Origin of the sequence: Novosphingobium clariflavum (assembly GCF_026420865.1) — a bacterium.
Taxonomy (GTDB): domain Bacteria; phylum Pseudomonadota; class Alphaproteobacteria; order Sphingomonadales; family Sphingomonadaceae; genus Novosphingobium; species Novosphingobium clariflavum.
Genome location: NZ_JAPCWC010000001.1, coordinates 152,651 through 168,538, shown reverse-complemented (window position 1 = coordinate 168,538; position 15,888 = coordinate 152,651). Strand labels below are relative to the sequence as shown.

Here is a 15,888-nt window from a genome sequence, read left to right as displayed (position 1 = left end):
GGATCGCCTAGACAGGGACCATTGGGAAATATCGAGGATGTCATGAAGCGTATTCACCGCGTGTTGCAGACTGTTGCCCTGGCTTCGTGCGCCTCCGTGGCGCTGGCCCAGGCCGAAACCCCCAAGGCCCCCGCGCCGACCGCGGTCCATCCCGAGTTGTGGCCTGCGGCCAAGAGCCCCGGCCTTGTCGACGCAAAGACCGAAGCCCGCATCACCGCGATCATCGCGCGCATGAGCCTGCGCGAAAAGGTCGGCCAGATGATCCAGGCCGACACCGCATCGATCAAGCCGGAAGATCTCAAGCAATACCCGCTCGGCTCGATCCTCGCGGGCGGCAATTCGCCGCCGATCGGCGCGCCGGATCGCTCGCCCGCCTCGGCCTGGGTTGCCACGTCGCGCGCCTTCAATGCGGTTGCGCTGGAAAAGCGCGCCGGGCACGAGCCGATCCCGATCATGTTCGGCATCGATGCCGTGCACGGCAACAGCAATGTCGTGGGCGCCACGCTGTTCCCCCACAACAGCGCGCTGGGCGCCATGCATGACCCCGCGCTGATGCGCGAGATCGGCAAGGCCACCGCCGCCGAAACCGCCGCCTCCGGCATCGACTGGGCGTTCGGGCCGACCCTTGCCGTCCCGCAGGATGACCGGTGGGGCCGCGCCTACGAAGGCTACTCGGAAGACCCCGCCCTTGTCGCCGCCTATGCAGGGCCCATGGTCGAGGGCCTCCAAGGCGCGCCCGGCACCCGGACCACCATCCAGGCAGGCCGCGTGGCCGCCAGCGTCAAGCATTTCCTCGGTGACGGCGGTACTCACGACGGCATCGACCAGGGCGACACCCGCGTCGACGAGGCGACGCTCATCCGCATCCACGACGCCGGTTATCCCGCCGCCGTCAACGCCGGCACGATGACCGTCATGGCCTCGTTCTCCAGCTGGAACGGCACCAAGATGCACGGCAACAAGGCGCTGCTCACCGATGTGCTGAAGGGCCGCATGGGCTTCGATGGCTTTGTGGTGGGCGACTGGAACGGCCACGGCCAGATCCCCGGCTGCACCAACACCGATTGCCCGGCGACCTTCAATGCCGGGCTCGACATGGCCATGGCGCCGGACAGCTGGAAGGGCCTGTTCGATTCGACCCTCGCCGCGGCCAAGGCGGGAACGATCCCGATGAGCCGCATCGACGATGCCGTGCGCCGCATCCTGCGCGTGAAAATGAAGCTCGGCCTGTTCGACGCCGCCCGTCCGTTCGAGGGCAAGCCCGAGGAAATGGGCTCCGCCGCGCACCGCGCCGTTGCCCGGCAAGCCGTGCGTGAGAGCCTTGTCCTGCTCAAGAACGAGGGCGTGCTGCCGATCAAGAGCAGCGCCACCGTGCTGATCGCGGGCGACGGGGCAGACGACATCGGCCGGCAGTCCGGCGGCTGGACGCTCTCGTGGCAGGGTGACGGTAACACCAATGCCGATTTCCCCGGCGCCACCTCGATCTATACCGGCATTGCCGATGCCCTGAAGGCCGGCGGCGGCAAGGCCGTGCTTTCGCCCGACGGCAACTTCACCTCGAAGCCCGACGTCGCCGTGGTCGTCTTCGGCGAGGAACCTTATGCCGAACTGCGGGGCGACATCCGCTCGCTGGAATTCCAGCCCGGCAACAAGAAGTCGCTGGCTCTGCTGAAGAAGCTGAAGGCCGCCGGCATCCCGACGGTGGCGGTATTCCTCTCCGGTCGCCCACTCTGGGTCAATCCGGAACTCAATGCCTCCGACGCCTTCGTGGCCGCCTGGTTCCCGGGCTCCGAAGGCAACGGCGTGGCCGACGTGCTGGTCGGCGGCAAGACCGACTTCCACGGCACCCTGTCCTTCTCCTGGCCCAAGACGGCGGCCCAGTTCAATCTCAACAAGGGCCAGGCGGGTTACGATCCGCTGTTCCCGCTGGGCTACGGCCTGACCTACGCCAAGGGCGGTCATGTCGGCGTCCTTGGAGAGGAGCCGGGCATCGACGCTTCGGCCTCCAATTCCAGCCTGTTCGTGGTTGACGGCATCGTTGCCAAGCCGTTCCGCCTCGAGACCGGTGCCGGCGTCACCCAGAAGCTGGTCGACAGTGCCAACCGGCAGGAAGGCGCGATCCAGCTGGCCTTTGCGCCCACCGGGAAGGCCTCGGTGCTCGGCCCCAACCTCACGCTGGAGCGCGAAGCCAACGCCGACATGAACGTCGAGGTGGTCTACCGCGTCGACAAGGCAGCAACGGGGCCGGTCACCCTGGCGCTGGGCTCCGGCCCGGTCCGGATCGACACCGCGCTGGCACAGCCGGGCAAGTGGGCCTCGCTGCGCATCCCCTTGAAGTGTTTCGGCAATCACGGCACCTATCTGGGCGGCATCAGCCAGCCCTTCACCCTGAGCGCAAGCACACCGTTCACCATCACGATTTCCGACTTGCGCATCGCCACCGATCCGGCCGGTGCCGTCTGCCCCCAGTAATCAAGGAAGCCTCGTCGTGAACAACAAGCCCTCAACTTCGCGCCGCGCCCTTCTCGGCGGAATGGCCGCTGCCGGCATGGCGGCGGCGATGACCTCCGGCAAGGCCATGGCCGGGCCGACCGCCATCGGCTATTCCGGCCCCTCGCTTCCGCTCTGGCCCGGCAAGGCCCCCGGCGCACCGGCCAAGCTGCCTGTCCGCAAGGTTCAGCAGCAGAGCAAGGACGCCGCCTGGGACGACCGCTGGCTCACCGGCATCGCCGCCCCCAGCCTCGAGGTGCGCCAGCCCGCCTATCGCGACGGTTCGGCGGCGATCCTCTTGCCGGGGGGAGGATACGGCTTCCTCGCCTGGGACAACGAGGGCGAGGAACAGGCCCGCTGGCTTACCGCCCGCGGCGTCACCTGCTTCATCCTCTCCTACCGCCTGCCCGGCGAGGGCTGGGCGAACCGCGAGACCGTGCCGCTGCAGGACGCCCAGCGCGCGGTGCGGCTCGTGCGCTCGCGTGCCGCCGAATTCGGCATCGACCCCAAGCGCGTGGCCGTGCTCGGGTTTTCCGCCGGCGGCCATCTTGCCGGGTCGATCGCCACCCGGTTCGACGAGCAAGTCTACGCGCCTGTCGACAAGGCAGACACGCTTTCGGCCCGCCCTGACCTTGCCGGCCTGATCTATCCGGTGGTCAGCCTCTCGCAGCCCTTCACGCACGGCGGCTCACGCGACAATCTACTGGGCCAGAACGCAAGCGAAGCCCTCCGCCAGGCCGGTTCGGTCGAAAACCGGGTGACCGCGGACACCCCGCCGGTCTTCCTCACCGCATCCAGCGACGACGGCCTCGTGCCGATCGGCAACAGCCTGGCGATGTACACCGCCATGCTTGCCAAGCAGCGCCCGGTCGAGTTCCACGGCTTCGACAAGGGCGGGCATGGCTTTGGCGCCCGTCTCGGCAACGATACCCCCGCCCACGCCTGGCCGGACCTGTTCCACGCCTACGGCAAGCGCCACGGGATCTTCACCACGTGAAGGCCCCGAAGGCACCTCTCGCTCTGCTGCTGCCCGCTGCCGCCCTGTTGATCGCTGCGGGCGAACCGCAACATTACCAGTCCAGCCCCGAACGCCGCACCGTTACCGACACGCGCGACTGGGGGCCGTGGGCAGGTCCGTTCCGCGAAAAGCTGGTGCCCTCGATGATGCAGGACTTCGGCGAACGCTATCTCTACGCACCCGCCAATGCCGCATTGAAGCCCGCGACCAAGGGGGACGATCGTGTCGTTTTCCTGGGCGATTCGATCACCGACATGTGGGACCTCAGCCGGTACTTCCCCGGCAAGGCTTACGTGAACCGCGGCATCGGCGCCCAGGTCACCGCGCAGATGCTGGTGCGCTTCCAACAGGACGTCGTGGCCCTGCAGCCCCGCGCAGTGGTGATCCTGGGCGGCGTCAACGACGTTTCGGGCTTCCTCCAGATGGAGAGCGAAGACGGCATCGTCGCCAATATCGAAGCCATGGCCGACATCGCCGATCGCCATGGCATCCGCGTGGTGCTGTGCTCGATCCTGCCGGTCACCAACACGCCCACGGCGGACTACGTCATCCGCGAACGCAAACCGGATGAACTGCGCCGCATCAACACGCGGCTTCAGGCGCTGGCAAAGGCGCGCGGCTACGCCTTTGCCGACTACTATTCGGCGCTGGCGGACAAGCAGGGCCTGATGGATCAGCGCTTCACGAAGGACGGCGTCCACCCCTTGGCCGAAGGTTACGCCCGGATGGCGCCCATCGCAAAAGCCGCGATCGAACGGACACTTAGCCGCAAGTGACGGCAACGCCCGCCGCAACATGGCGGGCGTTCAACCGACGCAGTGAAGCAAAATCGACACAGTTTGCCGCAAGATGTTAGCGGTCAACAAATCGCATGTTGCGCCATTATTACGCCGATGGTAGTGGCCATGCTCATAGCGACGGCCAATCTGTCAAAGAATCGCCGTAAAGCTAGATGTAATACGAAGTGATAGCGCTATCACAATGCTGCAGCGCAATATCACGTGGGACCGGAGGGGACACAGTTATGGCGTTTTTCACACAGATTCGTCGCGGCTTCGCGACTCTTGATCGCCGCAGCGCGCTGGGCCTGGGCGTTTCCGCAACTGCGCTGATCGCATGTGCAGTGCCGACCGCCAGCTGGGCACAGGACGCCACACCCGCCGACCAGCAGTCAGCCGTCACCGATCAGGTTGAAACCGAGCAGGCGATCGTCGTTTCCGGCATCCGCGCTTCGCTACAAGGCGCCCGTGCCCGCAAGCGTGACGCGCAGGTCGTCGTCGATTCGATCACCGCTCAGGACATCGGCGCCCTGCCCGACCGTTCGGTTTCCGAAGCCCTTCAGCGCGTGCCCGGCGTGACGCTGCAGCGCACCAGCGACAATCGCGACCCGGCCCGCCTTTCCGGCGAAGGCGGCGGCGTGTTCATTCGCGGCCTTTCTTTCGTGCGCTCGGAACTCAACGGCCGCGACGCCTTCTCGGCCGCAAACGGCCGCGCCCTGTCCTTCGAAGATATCTCGGCCGACCTTCTTTCCGGCGTTGACGTCTACAAGAACCCCTCGGCCGACATGATCGAAGGCGGCATCGGCGGCACCATCAACCTGCGCACGCGCAAGCCGTTCGATGCTCCCGGCTTCGTCGGCGCGTTCTCGGGCGACATCAACTACGCCGACCTCCGCAAGAAGAGCTTCATGTCGGGCAGCGGCCTGCTCAGCAACCGCTGGGATACGCCGCTGGGCGAGATCGGCGTGCTGGTTTCGTATTCGATCAGCAACATCGGCAACCGCACCGATTCAATCTCGACCGGCCGTTATGTACCGACCACGGTATCGGCGGCCGATGCTGCCGCCTCCAATGGCACGCTAGCCGCTGGCGACACGGTCTACATCCCCAATTCGATGGGCTATCGCCGCATCGACTGGTCGCAGAAGCGTACGGCTTTCGACGGGTCGCTGCAGTGGCGCCCGGCCAGCAACCTGACGTTGACCGGCGAAGCGCTGATCTCCAAGGCAACTCCGCACGATATTGAATACGCCATGGGCGACTGGTCGCAGCCGGAAACCTACAACCCGACCTATACCTACGGTTCGGCTGGTGAGCTGACGTCGGGGGTTGCGACCAACCGCAACCTGAACATGGATACCCGTGCGGGCAGCCAGACCAAAAAGACCCAGGACTATTCGTTCAAGGCTGAATGGCAGCCCGACGATCACTGGAACTTCTCGACCGACGTCCAGTACGTGAAGTCGACTGCCAAGGTCTATTCGATGACCGCCTTCACCGGCGTCAGCGTCCCTGCCACCTTCGACTTCGACTTTACGGGCAACACACCGCAGCTGAGCATCACGCCCACCGATTCCTCGCAGAGCTTCACCAACAAGAGCGTCAACTGGTGGGCTGCGGCAATGGACCACCTCGAAGACAACGAAGCGGACGAATGGGCATGGCGCGGCGACGTTGAATACAAGTTCAACGACGGCGGCTTCCTGAAGTCGATCAAGGCCGGCGCCCGCTGGACCGATCAGCATGCGATCACCCGCCAGACCGGCTACAACTGGAGCGCCCTCTCGGCCCAGTACGGCTGGATGGAAGGCAAGGAAGTCTACCTTGACCAGACCGGTTATCCGGGCGGTACCCAGATCGCCGACCTGCCGAACCAGTCTTCGCTGGTGAAGTTCAACAACTTCTTCCGCGGGGCGACGGCCAACCCGACTTCGGGCCTGTGGTTCCCCTCGGCTTCGCTGGTCACCCAGGGCACGGCGCATGCCTACGATTACCTGAAGGCAACCGAATCGAACGGTTGGGGCTGGTCGCCGCTGAGCGACGACTTCTCGACCACGACCGGCGGCGGCGGCATCAACGACCAGACCCAGAAGACGCTGGCCGGCTACGTCACGGCCAACTTCGGCCTGGAGGAAAGCGGCATCGGTCGTTTCGACGGCAACATCGGCGTGCGCGTCGTGCGCACCAAGATGTCCGCTCGCGGTTCGGCCGCAAGTGTCGGCACGATCAGCACCAGCTGCGACAGCAGCGTCGTTGACTGCACGAACTTCAACACGGCCTTGGCGTTCGCCACCAGCGGCGTGAGCGCAGAGGACACCAGCGGCAGCAGCAGCTACACTGACATTCTTCCCAGCTTCAACTTCCGCTACATGGCAAGCAACGACTTCCAGATCCGTTTTGCCGCCTCGAAGTCGGTCGCTCGCCCCAGCTTCTCGCAGCTGAATCCGTATACTGCACTGTCGTTCTCGTTTGACTCCACCGGCGTTGCCAACGGCACCGGCGTGGACGGGCGCACCACTGGCTTCACCGGAACGGCGGGCAACCCGAACCTGAAGCCGACCAAGGCGCTGAACCTCGACCTCTCGTTCGAATACTACTACGGCCGTTCGAACAGCCTGACGCTGGGTCTGTTCTACAAGGACATCAAGGACTACATCTTCTCGGGCCTGGTTCAGCAGACTTACACCAGCAACAGCGGCGTGCAGCAGGTGTTCGACGTGACCCAGCAGACCAACGGGTCGCATGGCACAATCAAGGGTGGTGAACTGGCCTATACCCAGTTCTTCGACATGCTTCCCGGCGCCCTTTCTGGCCTGGGCTTCAGCGGCAACATCACTTACGTCGAATCGAGCGGCGGCAAGAACACGGCCGTCAACGTCTTCGACAACAACCAGACCACCAACGCGGGCCTGGAACTGCCGCTCGAGGGTCTTTCGAAGTGGTCGTACAACGTGGCCGGCATCTACGAAAAGTACGGCATCTCGGCCCGCATCGCCTACAACTGGCGTTCGAGCTACCTGCTGACCACTTCGGCCGCGAACATCAACTATCCGGTGTGGTCGGACAGCTACGGCCAGCTTGACGGTTCGTTCCTGGTGTCGGTCGACGATCACTTCAAGGTCGGCGTGCAGGCCACCAACCTGCTGGCAACCCGTACCCGTCTGCGCGTCGGCGATCCCAGCCTGAAGCCGATCTACAGCTGGACTGCGACCGACCGCCGCGTTGCAATGGTTGTCCGCACCGTCTTCTGATCGCAGTCTCTTCCAAGGCACCCGGTCCGTCCATCGGATCGGGTGCCATTCCATTGCGACCGGCCTGTTCGCAAGCCATACCGGGGACTGCCATGGACGACGCACACAGACCCGCCATTCGTTACGTCGTCGCCGGAGGCGGCACCGCAGGGTGGATCGCCGCTGCCGTACTCGCCCGTTTTCTGGCGCCTTCGTCGGCAACGGTGACGCTCGTCGAATCCGAAGAGATCGGCATCATCGGCGTCGGCGAGGCCACCGTTCCCCTGATCGCACAGCTCAATGCGCTGCTGGGCATCCACGAACCCGATTTTGTTGCCGCCACCAACGGGACGTTCAAACTCGGTATCGAGTTTGTCGACTGGGGTAGCATCGGCAACCGCCATTTTCACGGCTTTGGCGACTTTGGCGAGGACATCGCCGGACTCCCGGTCCATCAGTACTGGCTGCGCCTTAATGGCAGCACCGCCGCCCCACCGCTCGCCCCGCTGGATGAGTGGGCAATGCCATGGGCGGCTGCCAGTCGCGATCGCTTCGCCCCCAACGCTGCCATGAAGGGCGAGGCGGCCCAGTTCCGCTACGCCTATCATTTCGACGCAGCCCTTTACGCCGCATACTTGCGCCGCGTGGCAGAGAGTGCCGGAGTAACGCGGATCGAAGGCCGCATCCACGCGGTCGGACGCGACGGAGAAAGCGGGCTTCTCACCCACCTCGCGCTGGAAACCGGGCAGAAGGTCGAAGGTGACATCTTCATCGACTGTACCGGCTTTGCCTCACTGTTGCTGGGCAAGACCCTAGGCGTGCCGTTCAAGGACTGGAGCTACTGGCTGCCCTGCGACAGTGCGGCGGCAGTGCCTTCCACGCGCGCAGGGCGGCTCACCCCGTTCACCCGGTCCACCGCCAAGAGTGCGGGGTGGCAGTGGCGTATCCCGCTGCAGAGCCGCACCGGCAACGGCCATGTCTTTGCCAGCCGCTTTATCTCCGATGACGAGGCCGTCGCGCAATTGCTGGACGGAATCGACGGTGAACCACTGGCTGCGCCGCGCATTTTGCGCTTCACGCCGGGACACCGCGAGAGATTCTGGGAAGGCAACGTAATCGGTATCGGCCTTGCCAGCGGTTTCCTCGAGCCGCTGGAATCAACGGCCATCCAGTTGATCCAGACAGGCGTCGCCCGCATCGTCGAACTGCTCCCGGACGCACGCCCCGAGCCCGCTTTGATTGCGGAATACAACCGGCAGACGACGCTGGAATACGAACGCATTCGCGATTTCATCCTTGCCCACTATTGCCGCACGCGCCGCGACGAGCCGCTCTGGCGCGAAGCGGCCAGTCTAGAACTTCCCGAAACGCTCAAGCACAAGCTAGCGTGTTGGGATGCAAGCGGGCGGATACCGCTCTATGAACTGGAATCGCATCAGGAGCCAAGCTGGGCGTCGATCCTGATAGGCCAGGAAGCCTGGCCCAAGCGCTACAATCCGCGGGCCGGGGTCCCTCCCGAAGAGCAATTGCGGACAATGCTCGAACAACGCCGTGCCCGGCTTGCCGAAGCAGCGGAAAGAATGCCGGCGCACGACCATTTCATCAGCCGCACCTGTGCAAGCGACACCGCAAGCGCAGCAACCGCCTGATCTTCTAACGGATTTGCGCCAAATCCGCGTTCGCGTTGATGCCGCCGTCAATGCGGCAGGAGAGAAGACACCATGAAGCCCTCCAGGACACTGTCCGCCTTTGCCCTCGCCTGCGCGATGACAGGATCGGCCTTTGCGGCCGACAATAGCCCGGCCCGCACCATTCGCATCGATGCGGCCCGCGCCGGGGGGCCGGTCGACCGCTTCTACGATCTCTCGGTCGGATCGGACTTCCCCGGCACGCTGCGGCGCGCGGACAGCCAGGCTCAATTGCAGGTCGCCTCCGACGAACTCGGCTTCCGCTACATCCGTTTCCACGACATCTTCCACGATGTGCTGGGTACCGTCCGCAAGGAAAACGGGCAGATCGTCTACGACTGGAGCGGCATCGACGCGCTGTATGACGCGCTGCTCGCCAAAAAGATCCGACCTTTCGTGGAACTGGGCTGGAGCCCGGCGGCAATCCGCACTTCGGACCAGCAGCTGTTCTACTGGAAGGGCAATACCTCGCACCCCGATCCGGCAGAATGGCGCAAGCTGATCCATGCCTTTGTCACCCATCTGCGCGCGCGCTACGGCGCCGAGGAAGTGCGCAGCTGGTACTTCGAACTGTGGAACGAACCCAATCTCGACGGGTTCTGGGAAGGTGCCGACCAGCACGCCTATCTTGACCTCTACGCCGATACGGCAAGGACCATCAAGGCCATCGACCCGCGCCTGCGCGTCGGCGGCCCGGCAACCGCCGGGGCGGCCTGGGTGCCCGAATTCCTCGCCTTTGCGGCCGAGCACAAGTTGCCGGTCGACTTCGTGGCCACCCATACCTACGGCGTCGAGGGCGGCTTCCTGGACGAGCAGGGCAAGCAGGACACCAAGCTCTCCTCCTCGCCCGACGCGATCATCGGCGATGTGCGGCGCGTGCGCGAGCAGATCGAGGCATCCGCCTATCCCGGCATCCCGCTCTACTTCACCGAGTGGAGCACCAGCTACACGCCGCGCGACTTCGTGCACGACAGCTATGTCAGTGCGCCCTACATCCTCACCAAACTGAAAAAGACCGCCGGCATGGTGCAGGGCATGAGCTACTGGACCTACACCGACCTGTTCGAGGAACCCGGTCCGCCGCCCACGCCGTTCCATGGCGGTTTCGGCCTGATGAACCGCGAGGGCATCCGCAAGCCGGCCTGGTTCGCCTACAAGTACCTCCACGCCCTGCGCGGCCGGACGATCCCGGTGGCCGATGAATTCACCCTCGCCGCGCGCGAGGGCAAGGCCGTCAGCGCAGTGATCTGGGATTGGCACCAGCCCGAGCAGACCCTGAGCAACAAGCCGTTCTACACCCGCCTGCAGCCATCGCGGGCGAGCGATCCGGTAACGATCCGCTTCGAGCACCTCGCCCCGGGCCGCTACCGGCTCGAGACGCACCGCACCGGTTATCGGCACAACGATCCGCTCTCGCTCTATATCGACATGGGCATGCCGCAATCCGTCGATGCCGCACAGCTCGATCGCCTGCGCCAGGAAACGGCCGATGCTGCCGAAACCGGCAAGACCATCACCGTTGGCCGGGACGGCATCGCCTCGGTGGAACTGCCGATGCAGACCAATGACGTCGTGCTCGTAACGCTTGAACCCACCTCATGACCGACCAGGAACCATCCATGAGCCTGACCCGCCGCACCATGTTCAAGGGTGCGCTTGCCGGCGCCGCCCTGCCTGCCCTCGCCCCTGCGCTGACCGGCGAGGCCACCGCGCGTGCGACTACCGCGCGCGCGACCACCGCCACCGTGCCGACCTGGGGGACAGGCCCCGAAGGCCAGCGCAAGGCCGATCTCGGCAACGGCACCTATCGCAACCCGATCCTGTCCGGCGATCATCCCGACCCGTCGATCCTGAAGGACGGCGACGTCTACTACATGACGTTCTCGTCCTTCGACTATTATCCCGGGCTGGTGATCTGGCAGTCGCGCGATCTGGTGAACTGGGCGCCGATCGGGCCGGCCCTCAGGCACAATCTCGGCAGCGTCTGGGCGGTCGACCTGGTGAAGCACAAGGACCGTTACTTCATTTATCTCCCCGCCGCTCCCGATGGCAAACCCTGGTCGATCTACGTGATCTGGGCAGATGACATCCGCGGTCCCTGGAGCGATCCGGTCGACCTCGACATTCCCGGCTGCATCGATCCGGGCCATGTCGTGGGCGAGGGCGGGCGGCGCTATCTCTTCACCAACGGCATCCGCAAGATCCGGCTGACCGACGACGGCCTTGCCACCGATGGTCCTCTGGAAAAGGCCTACGATCCCTGGCGCTATCCCGACGACTGGATCGTCGAGAACTTCGCGCCGGAAGGGCCCAAGCTGCTGCGCCGCGATGACTGGTTCTACCTTGTCACCGCCATCGGCGGCACTGCCGGTCCGGTCACGGGGCACATGGTCATCACCGCCCGTTCGCGGTCGGTCCACGGGCCCTGGGAGCATTGCCCGCACAATCCCATCGTCCGCACGCAGGACACGGCGGAACCCTGGTGGTCGCGCGGGCATGCCACGCTGGTCGAAGGACCGGCGGGCGATTGGTGGATGGTCTACCATGGCTACGAGAACGGCCTGCGCACGCTCGGCCGCCAGACATTGCTGGAACCAATCGAGTGGACCAGCGACGGCTGGTTCAAGGCACGCGGCGGCGACCTCTCGCAGCCGCTTGCCAAACCGGCTGGAGGCAAGCCGGGTCCATCGCTTCCGGCTCTGTCCGATGATTTTTCCGCGGATCGCATGGGCCTGCAATGGACGTTTTTCGCGCCGGACGGCGATGCCAAGCGCTCGGCATACCGGCCCGGCGGCCTGGTGCTCTCCGCGAGCGGCACCTCCCCTGCGGATTCCCCGCCGCTCACCTGCATCGCCGGGGATCGCAGTTACCAGGCCGAGATCACGCTCGACCTGCTGAGCGAGGATGCCGAGGCGGGCCTGCTGCTGTTCTACAACCACAAGGCCTTTGTCGGGCTGGGCTTCACGGCCGGGACGATCAAGCTCTTCGAATACTCGCAGGAGTTGCCGTGGGCCGGGATCCCCCATTCTGCGCGCACCTTGCGCCTGCGCCTCACCAACCGGGAGAACGTCGTGACCTGGCACTTCTCGCATGACGAGGGACGCAGCTGGCAGCGCCACGATACGCGCATGGAAGTCTCGGGAATGCATCACAACACCTTCGGCGGGTTCCTCAGCCTGCGCCTGGGCATCTATGCCGCCGGAAAGGGCGAAGTGCGCCTGCGCGACTTCCGCTACCGTGCCAATGCCATGATCGCCTAGCACGTTGCGCGAGGCCGGCTTGCCGGAAGCGGAGCCCCGTGAATATTCCGGGTTCCCCGTTTCCGGCAAACCGGCCAAAGCCCGTGCCGTGATGGACTGGACCAAGACGATTTCCGCGAAGGCGGGCGGCGCGCACATCGGCGCGGCAGACCTGACGGCGGATCTTGCCCGCAGGTACGCCCCGGATCTTCTGCTGCTGGCACTTTACGGGCTGGCCTTCGCCGCCTTGCATTGGGCGGCCCACCCATGGGGCGGAGGCGGATTCTTTTCGCTATGGTATCCCGCCGCCGGACTGCGTTTTGCGGCACTCTGGCGGCGCGGCCTGGCGATCACCCCTTGGTTGATGGCCACGGAACTGTGTGTCGATGCGATGACCGGGGCGCTGCCGCTCACCGGATCCGGTGTCATTCACGACAGCATCAGCATCATGCGCCCGGCCCTTGCCTACGCTGCCGCGATCGCGATTGCCCGCTCCATGGCCGGCCGCCTGTCAGGCCATCGTGGCGAAAGCGGCAGCGAACCGGTTACCGCTGCCCCCATGCGCCTGGGTATCGCCGCGCTGCTGGCCCCAGTGCTCAATGCGCTGATGTTCGTACCGCTGGAACTGGCGCTGCCTCCCACGGCGGGACCATCGGCGATCCGGGTGCAGCTGGTGGTGTCGCTGACCGGCCTGGCCCTCGGCGACCTGCTCGGCATCATCGTGCTGGCGCCGCCATTGCTCTCGCTCGCACGCTTCTATCGCTCGGCCGAACGCCGCGCCCTTACCATGCCCGGCTGGCGACTGCTCGTGCCCGGCGCCGTCATCCTCGGCGCCTCCATGTGGCTGACCGTCGCGCTATGGCGCGCCGGTCTCGGCGCGCAACCGACACCGCTGCTCCTCGCGGGGGCCTGGATCGGCCTGCGCCATGGCCGCACCGCCGCCTGGTTCACGATCCTGGCCGTCGTTGCCCTGTTCCTCCCCTATTCCGCCGGGCCGCTCGGCGATGGAGAGCGGCTGAACCTGCACCTCAGCCTCGCCGCCGTCGCCATCGTCACCTGGCTGTCGGGCTGTTACGCCGACACCCAGAAGATTGCCGAGGACATGCTCGCACGGCGCAACCGCCTGCTGTTCCAGGCGGAGCGGCTGAAGACGCTGCGGGCCATGTCGGTGGCCGTGATCCACGAGATCAGCCAACCGCTCTCCACGCTGGCGATCGAGGCAGGCCACCTCAAGAGCCGCACTGCCGACCTCGATGCCGACATCGCGCAAAGTGCCGCACTGGTCGACCGCAAGGCCCATACCCTTTCCGAACTGGTCCGGCGGCTGCGCCGTTTCGGTGGCCGCTCCGTGGACGAGCCGTCTCCCCTGCCGCTGTGCATGCTGCTGCAATCATCGGTGCAGATGGTCGCGCCGGAACTGCGCAGCGCGCAATGCCAGCTGGTGCTGGCACCGGTTCCGCCCGACCTCACCGTACATGCCCAGGAAATCGAGCTCTCGCAGGCGCTCGTCAACCTGCTGCGCAATGCCATCACCGCCGCTGCGGACCGCACCGTGCGGATGAGCACGCAGATGCGGGGCGACGACGCTGTCATCCGGATCACCAACGCCGTTTCGGCCCGCTCCGCGCCGCCCTCGGCATCAGGGGCCGGGATGGGCATAGGCGTCATCATTGCTCGCACCATCGTCGAGGCCCACGGCGGCATGCTGGTCCGCGACGACGAGCCGGGCTTCGTGCACATGGTGGTTTCGCTGCCGCTCCACTCGCCTCGTTCCGGAACCGAGACATGACGATCCAATCCCCTCACGCGGCGCCCCCGCCCGCCATGGTCGCCGTGCTGGACGATGATGAAGATCTCGCCTGCACCATCGCCCGGCTGCTCATCCGGCACGGCTTCGCGGCGCAGGCGTTCTTCGACACCGCAACCGTGTCCGCCGCACTGGACAGACAGGTATTCGGCTGCCTCGTCAGCGACATCCAGCTCGGCACCACCGATGGCTTCGCTTTCGCGGAAAGCCTGCGCAGCCGCGTCCCGTCCCTCGCCCTGGTGTTCATGACAGCCTGGCCGACCACCACCCACGCCGTCGATGCCGTGCGCCGACATGGCGGGCTCGACTATCTGGAGAAGCCGATCGACACCGACCGCCTTGTCAGCGCGGTCTCCGAAGGGCTGAACTGGTCGGAGCGCGAACGGCGCATCCTCACCCTGACCGCCCTTTTCACCCGGCGCGAACGGGAGGTTTTCGACCTGCTCGTGCGCGGACACAGCAACAAGGAAATCGCCGAACGCCTGGCGATCTCGGCGCGCACCGTGGAGGACCACCGCGCCGCGATCGTGGCCAAGACGCAGACCAACGGGCTGGCGCAGCTCATCGCACTCAGCCGTGGTGAGGGAACGCCCCCCCTGCCACGATAACGCCTCCGGGAATTTCCCGGATGGTTCTCCCTTCAGCCATGCAGCAGTCCCTGTTTCCAGAGGCTGCAGCGCGATCCGCGCTTTGCGCCAGGTGCGACGATTTTACGAGGCGACCCGAAGGGCGACCCGTTTTACGGGTTTACCCTGGACTGGCTGGCGGGATGGGCGACCCCATCCTGTCAGCCATTTTTCGGAAAACGCGTAATACGAGAATCCTAGAACAATTGATCCGATGCAATCCGATCGGAAACTGCTCAAAGCCGGGAACCCGCTGACCGTCGCAGCAGGTAGATGTCCATTATCCAGCCATGCTTCTTGCGCAGCATAGCCCTGAGCGCGACTATGTGCGGCCCGGCCTCGGCCAGCGGTCCGCTGACGAGCGCTTCCTGCGGCAAGCCAAGGAAACCGCCCCACCAGATCTCGATACCTTCCGCCGGCAGCGTTTCGAACGCACAGCCCCCATCAAGCATCACCACCACTGTATCGGCGCCTTCCGGCCAACCCTGTTCGCGCAGCCGCCGCCCGGTGGTGATGGTGACCGACGAGGCCAGCGTGTTCAGCGGGATCGCATGGGCCGCCGTCAGCAGTTGCACGCTGCTGATCCCGGGGACGACATGGGACCGCAGATCAAGTCCTTCGCGCTGCAATCGCGCGGCAATACGCAAGGTGCTGTCATAGAGCGAAGGATCGCCCCAGACGAGCAGCGCCAGCTTGCCCCCGCGCGGGAGATGGGCATCGATCTCTGCACGCCAGGCCGCAGCGATGGCGGCATGCCAGTCACGCACCGCCTCGATATAGGGACCCTCGGCGGCGCGAGCGGGAAGATCGAACTCCACCACCCGCACCGGCCGGGTCAGCACCTTGTCGCAAAGGACGCGGCGCAGATCGACGAGATCGCTTCTGCCATCGCCTTCCCCGCCCTTGCGCGGGAGCAGGATCAGGTCGGCCCCGTTCATGGCCCGGATCGCCGCCATCGTCAGATGATCGGGATTGCCGGTACCAATGCCGATCAGGTGCAGATCGATCATC

10 protein-coding genes are annotated in these 15,888 nt (G+C 65.4%); 9 read left to right on the top strand and 1 reads right to left on the bottom strand.

From position 1 onward, the window contains the following. Positions 1 to 42 precede the first annotated feature (42 nt). The 9 genes from OKA11_RS00655 (at position 43) to OKA11_RS00615 (ending at position 14,859) form a co-directional block, all read left to right on the top strand. A complete protein-coding gene (locus tag OKA11_RS00655; protein ID WP_267218285.1) occupies positions 43 to 2,472 on the top strand; it encodes a glycoside hydrolase family 3 protein in 2,430 nt (809 codons plus the stop codon). A 76-nt stretch (positions 2,473 to 2,548) separates the two neighbouring features. Next, positions 2,549 to 3,487 carry an alpha/beta hydrolase gene (locus OKA11_RS00650; protein WP_379489307.1) on the top strand — a complete coding sequence of 313 codons (939 nt, stop codon included), beginning with the start codon at positions 2,549 to 2,551 and terminating at the stop codon, positions 3,485 to 3,487. After that, positions 3,484 to 4,284, top strand: coding sequence for a GDSL-type esterase/lipase family protein (locus tag OKA11_RS00645; protein ID WP_267218284.1), 801 nt, complete (start codon positions 3,484 to 3,486; stop codon positions 4,282 to 4,284). Before OKA11_RS00650 ends, OKA11_RS00645 begins: the two co-directional genes overlap by 4 nt. Positions 4,285 to 4,532: 248 nt before the next feature. Continuing rightward, positions 4,533 to 7,538, top strand: a complete 3,006-nt coding sequence (locus OKA11_RS00640) for a TonB-dependent receptor (protein ID WP_267218283.1) — start codon at positions 4,533 to 4,535, stop codon at positions 7,536 to 7,538. 92 nt (positions 7,539 to 7,630) lie between these two features. Continuing rightward, complete coding sequence (locus OKA11_RS00635) at positions 7,631 to 9,166, top strand: tryptophan halogenase family protein (RefSeq protein ID WP_267218282.1); 1,536 nt, start codon at positions 7,631 to 7,633, stop codon at positions 9,164 to 9,166. 72 nt (positions 9,167 to 9,238) lie between these two features. Next, positions 9,239 to 10,807, top strand: a complete 1,569-nt coding sequence (locus tag OKA11_RS00630; RefSeq protein WP_267218281.1) for a GH39 family glycosyl hydrolase — start codon at positions 9,239 to 9,241, stop codon at positions 10,805 to 10,807. Positions 10,808 to 10,824: 17 nt separating this feature from the next. Beyond that, positions 10,825 to 12,465 (top strand): family 43 glycosylhydrolase, encoded by a 1,641-nt coding sequence (locus OKA11_RS00625; protein WP_267218280.1) that lies wholly within the window; start codon positions 10,825 to 10,827, stop codon positions 12,463 to 12,465. Positions 12,466 to 12,556: 91 nt separating this feature from the next. Then, the gene (locus OKA11_RS00620) at positions 12,557 to 14,233 is read left to right on the top strand and encodes a sensor histidine kinase (protein WP_267218279.1); all 1,677 of its coding nucleotides are present in this window, start codon (positions 12,557 to 12,559) and stop codon (positions 14,231 to 14,233) included. Next, entirely contained in the window at positions 14,230 to 14,859 is a 630-nt protein-coding gene (locus OKA11_RS00615) for a response regulator transcription factor (RefSeq protein ID WP_267218278.1), read from the top strand. Before OKA11_RS00620 ends, OKA11_RS00615 begins: the two co-directional genes overlap by 4 nt. 254 nt (positions 14,860 to 15,113) lie before the next feature. Here the strand turns inward: OKA11_RS00615 and cobF are convergent, their stop codons facing one another. Continuing rightward, positions 15,114 to 15,887 (bottom strand): precorrin-6A synthase (deacetylating), encoded by a 774-nt coding sequence (cobF, locus tag OKA11_RS00610; RefSeq protein ID WP_267218277.1) that lies wholly within the window; start codon positions 15,885 to 15,887, stop codon positions 15,114 to 15,116. Position 15,888 lies beyond the last annotated feature (1 nt).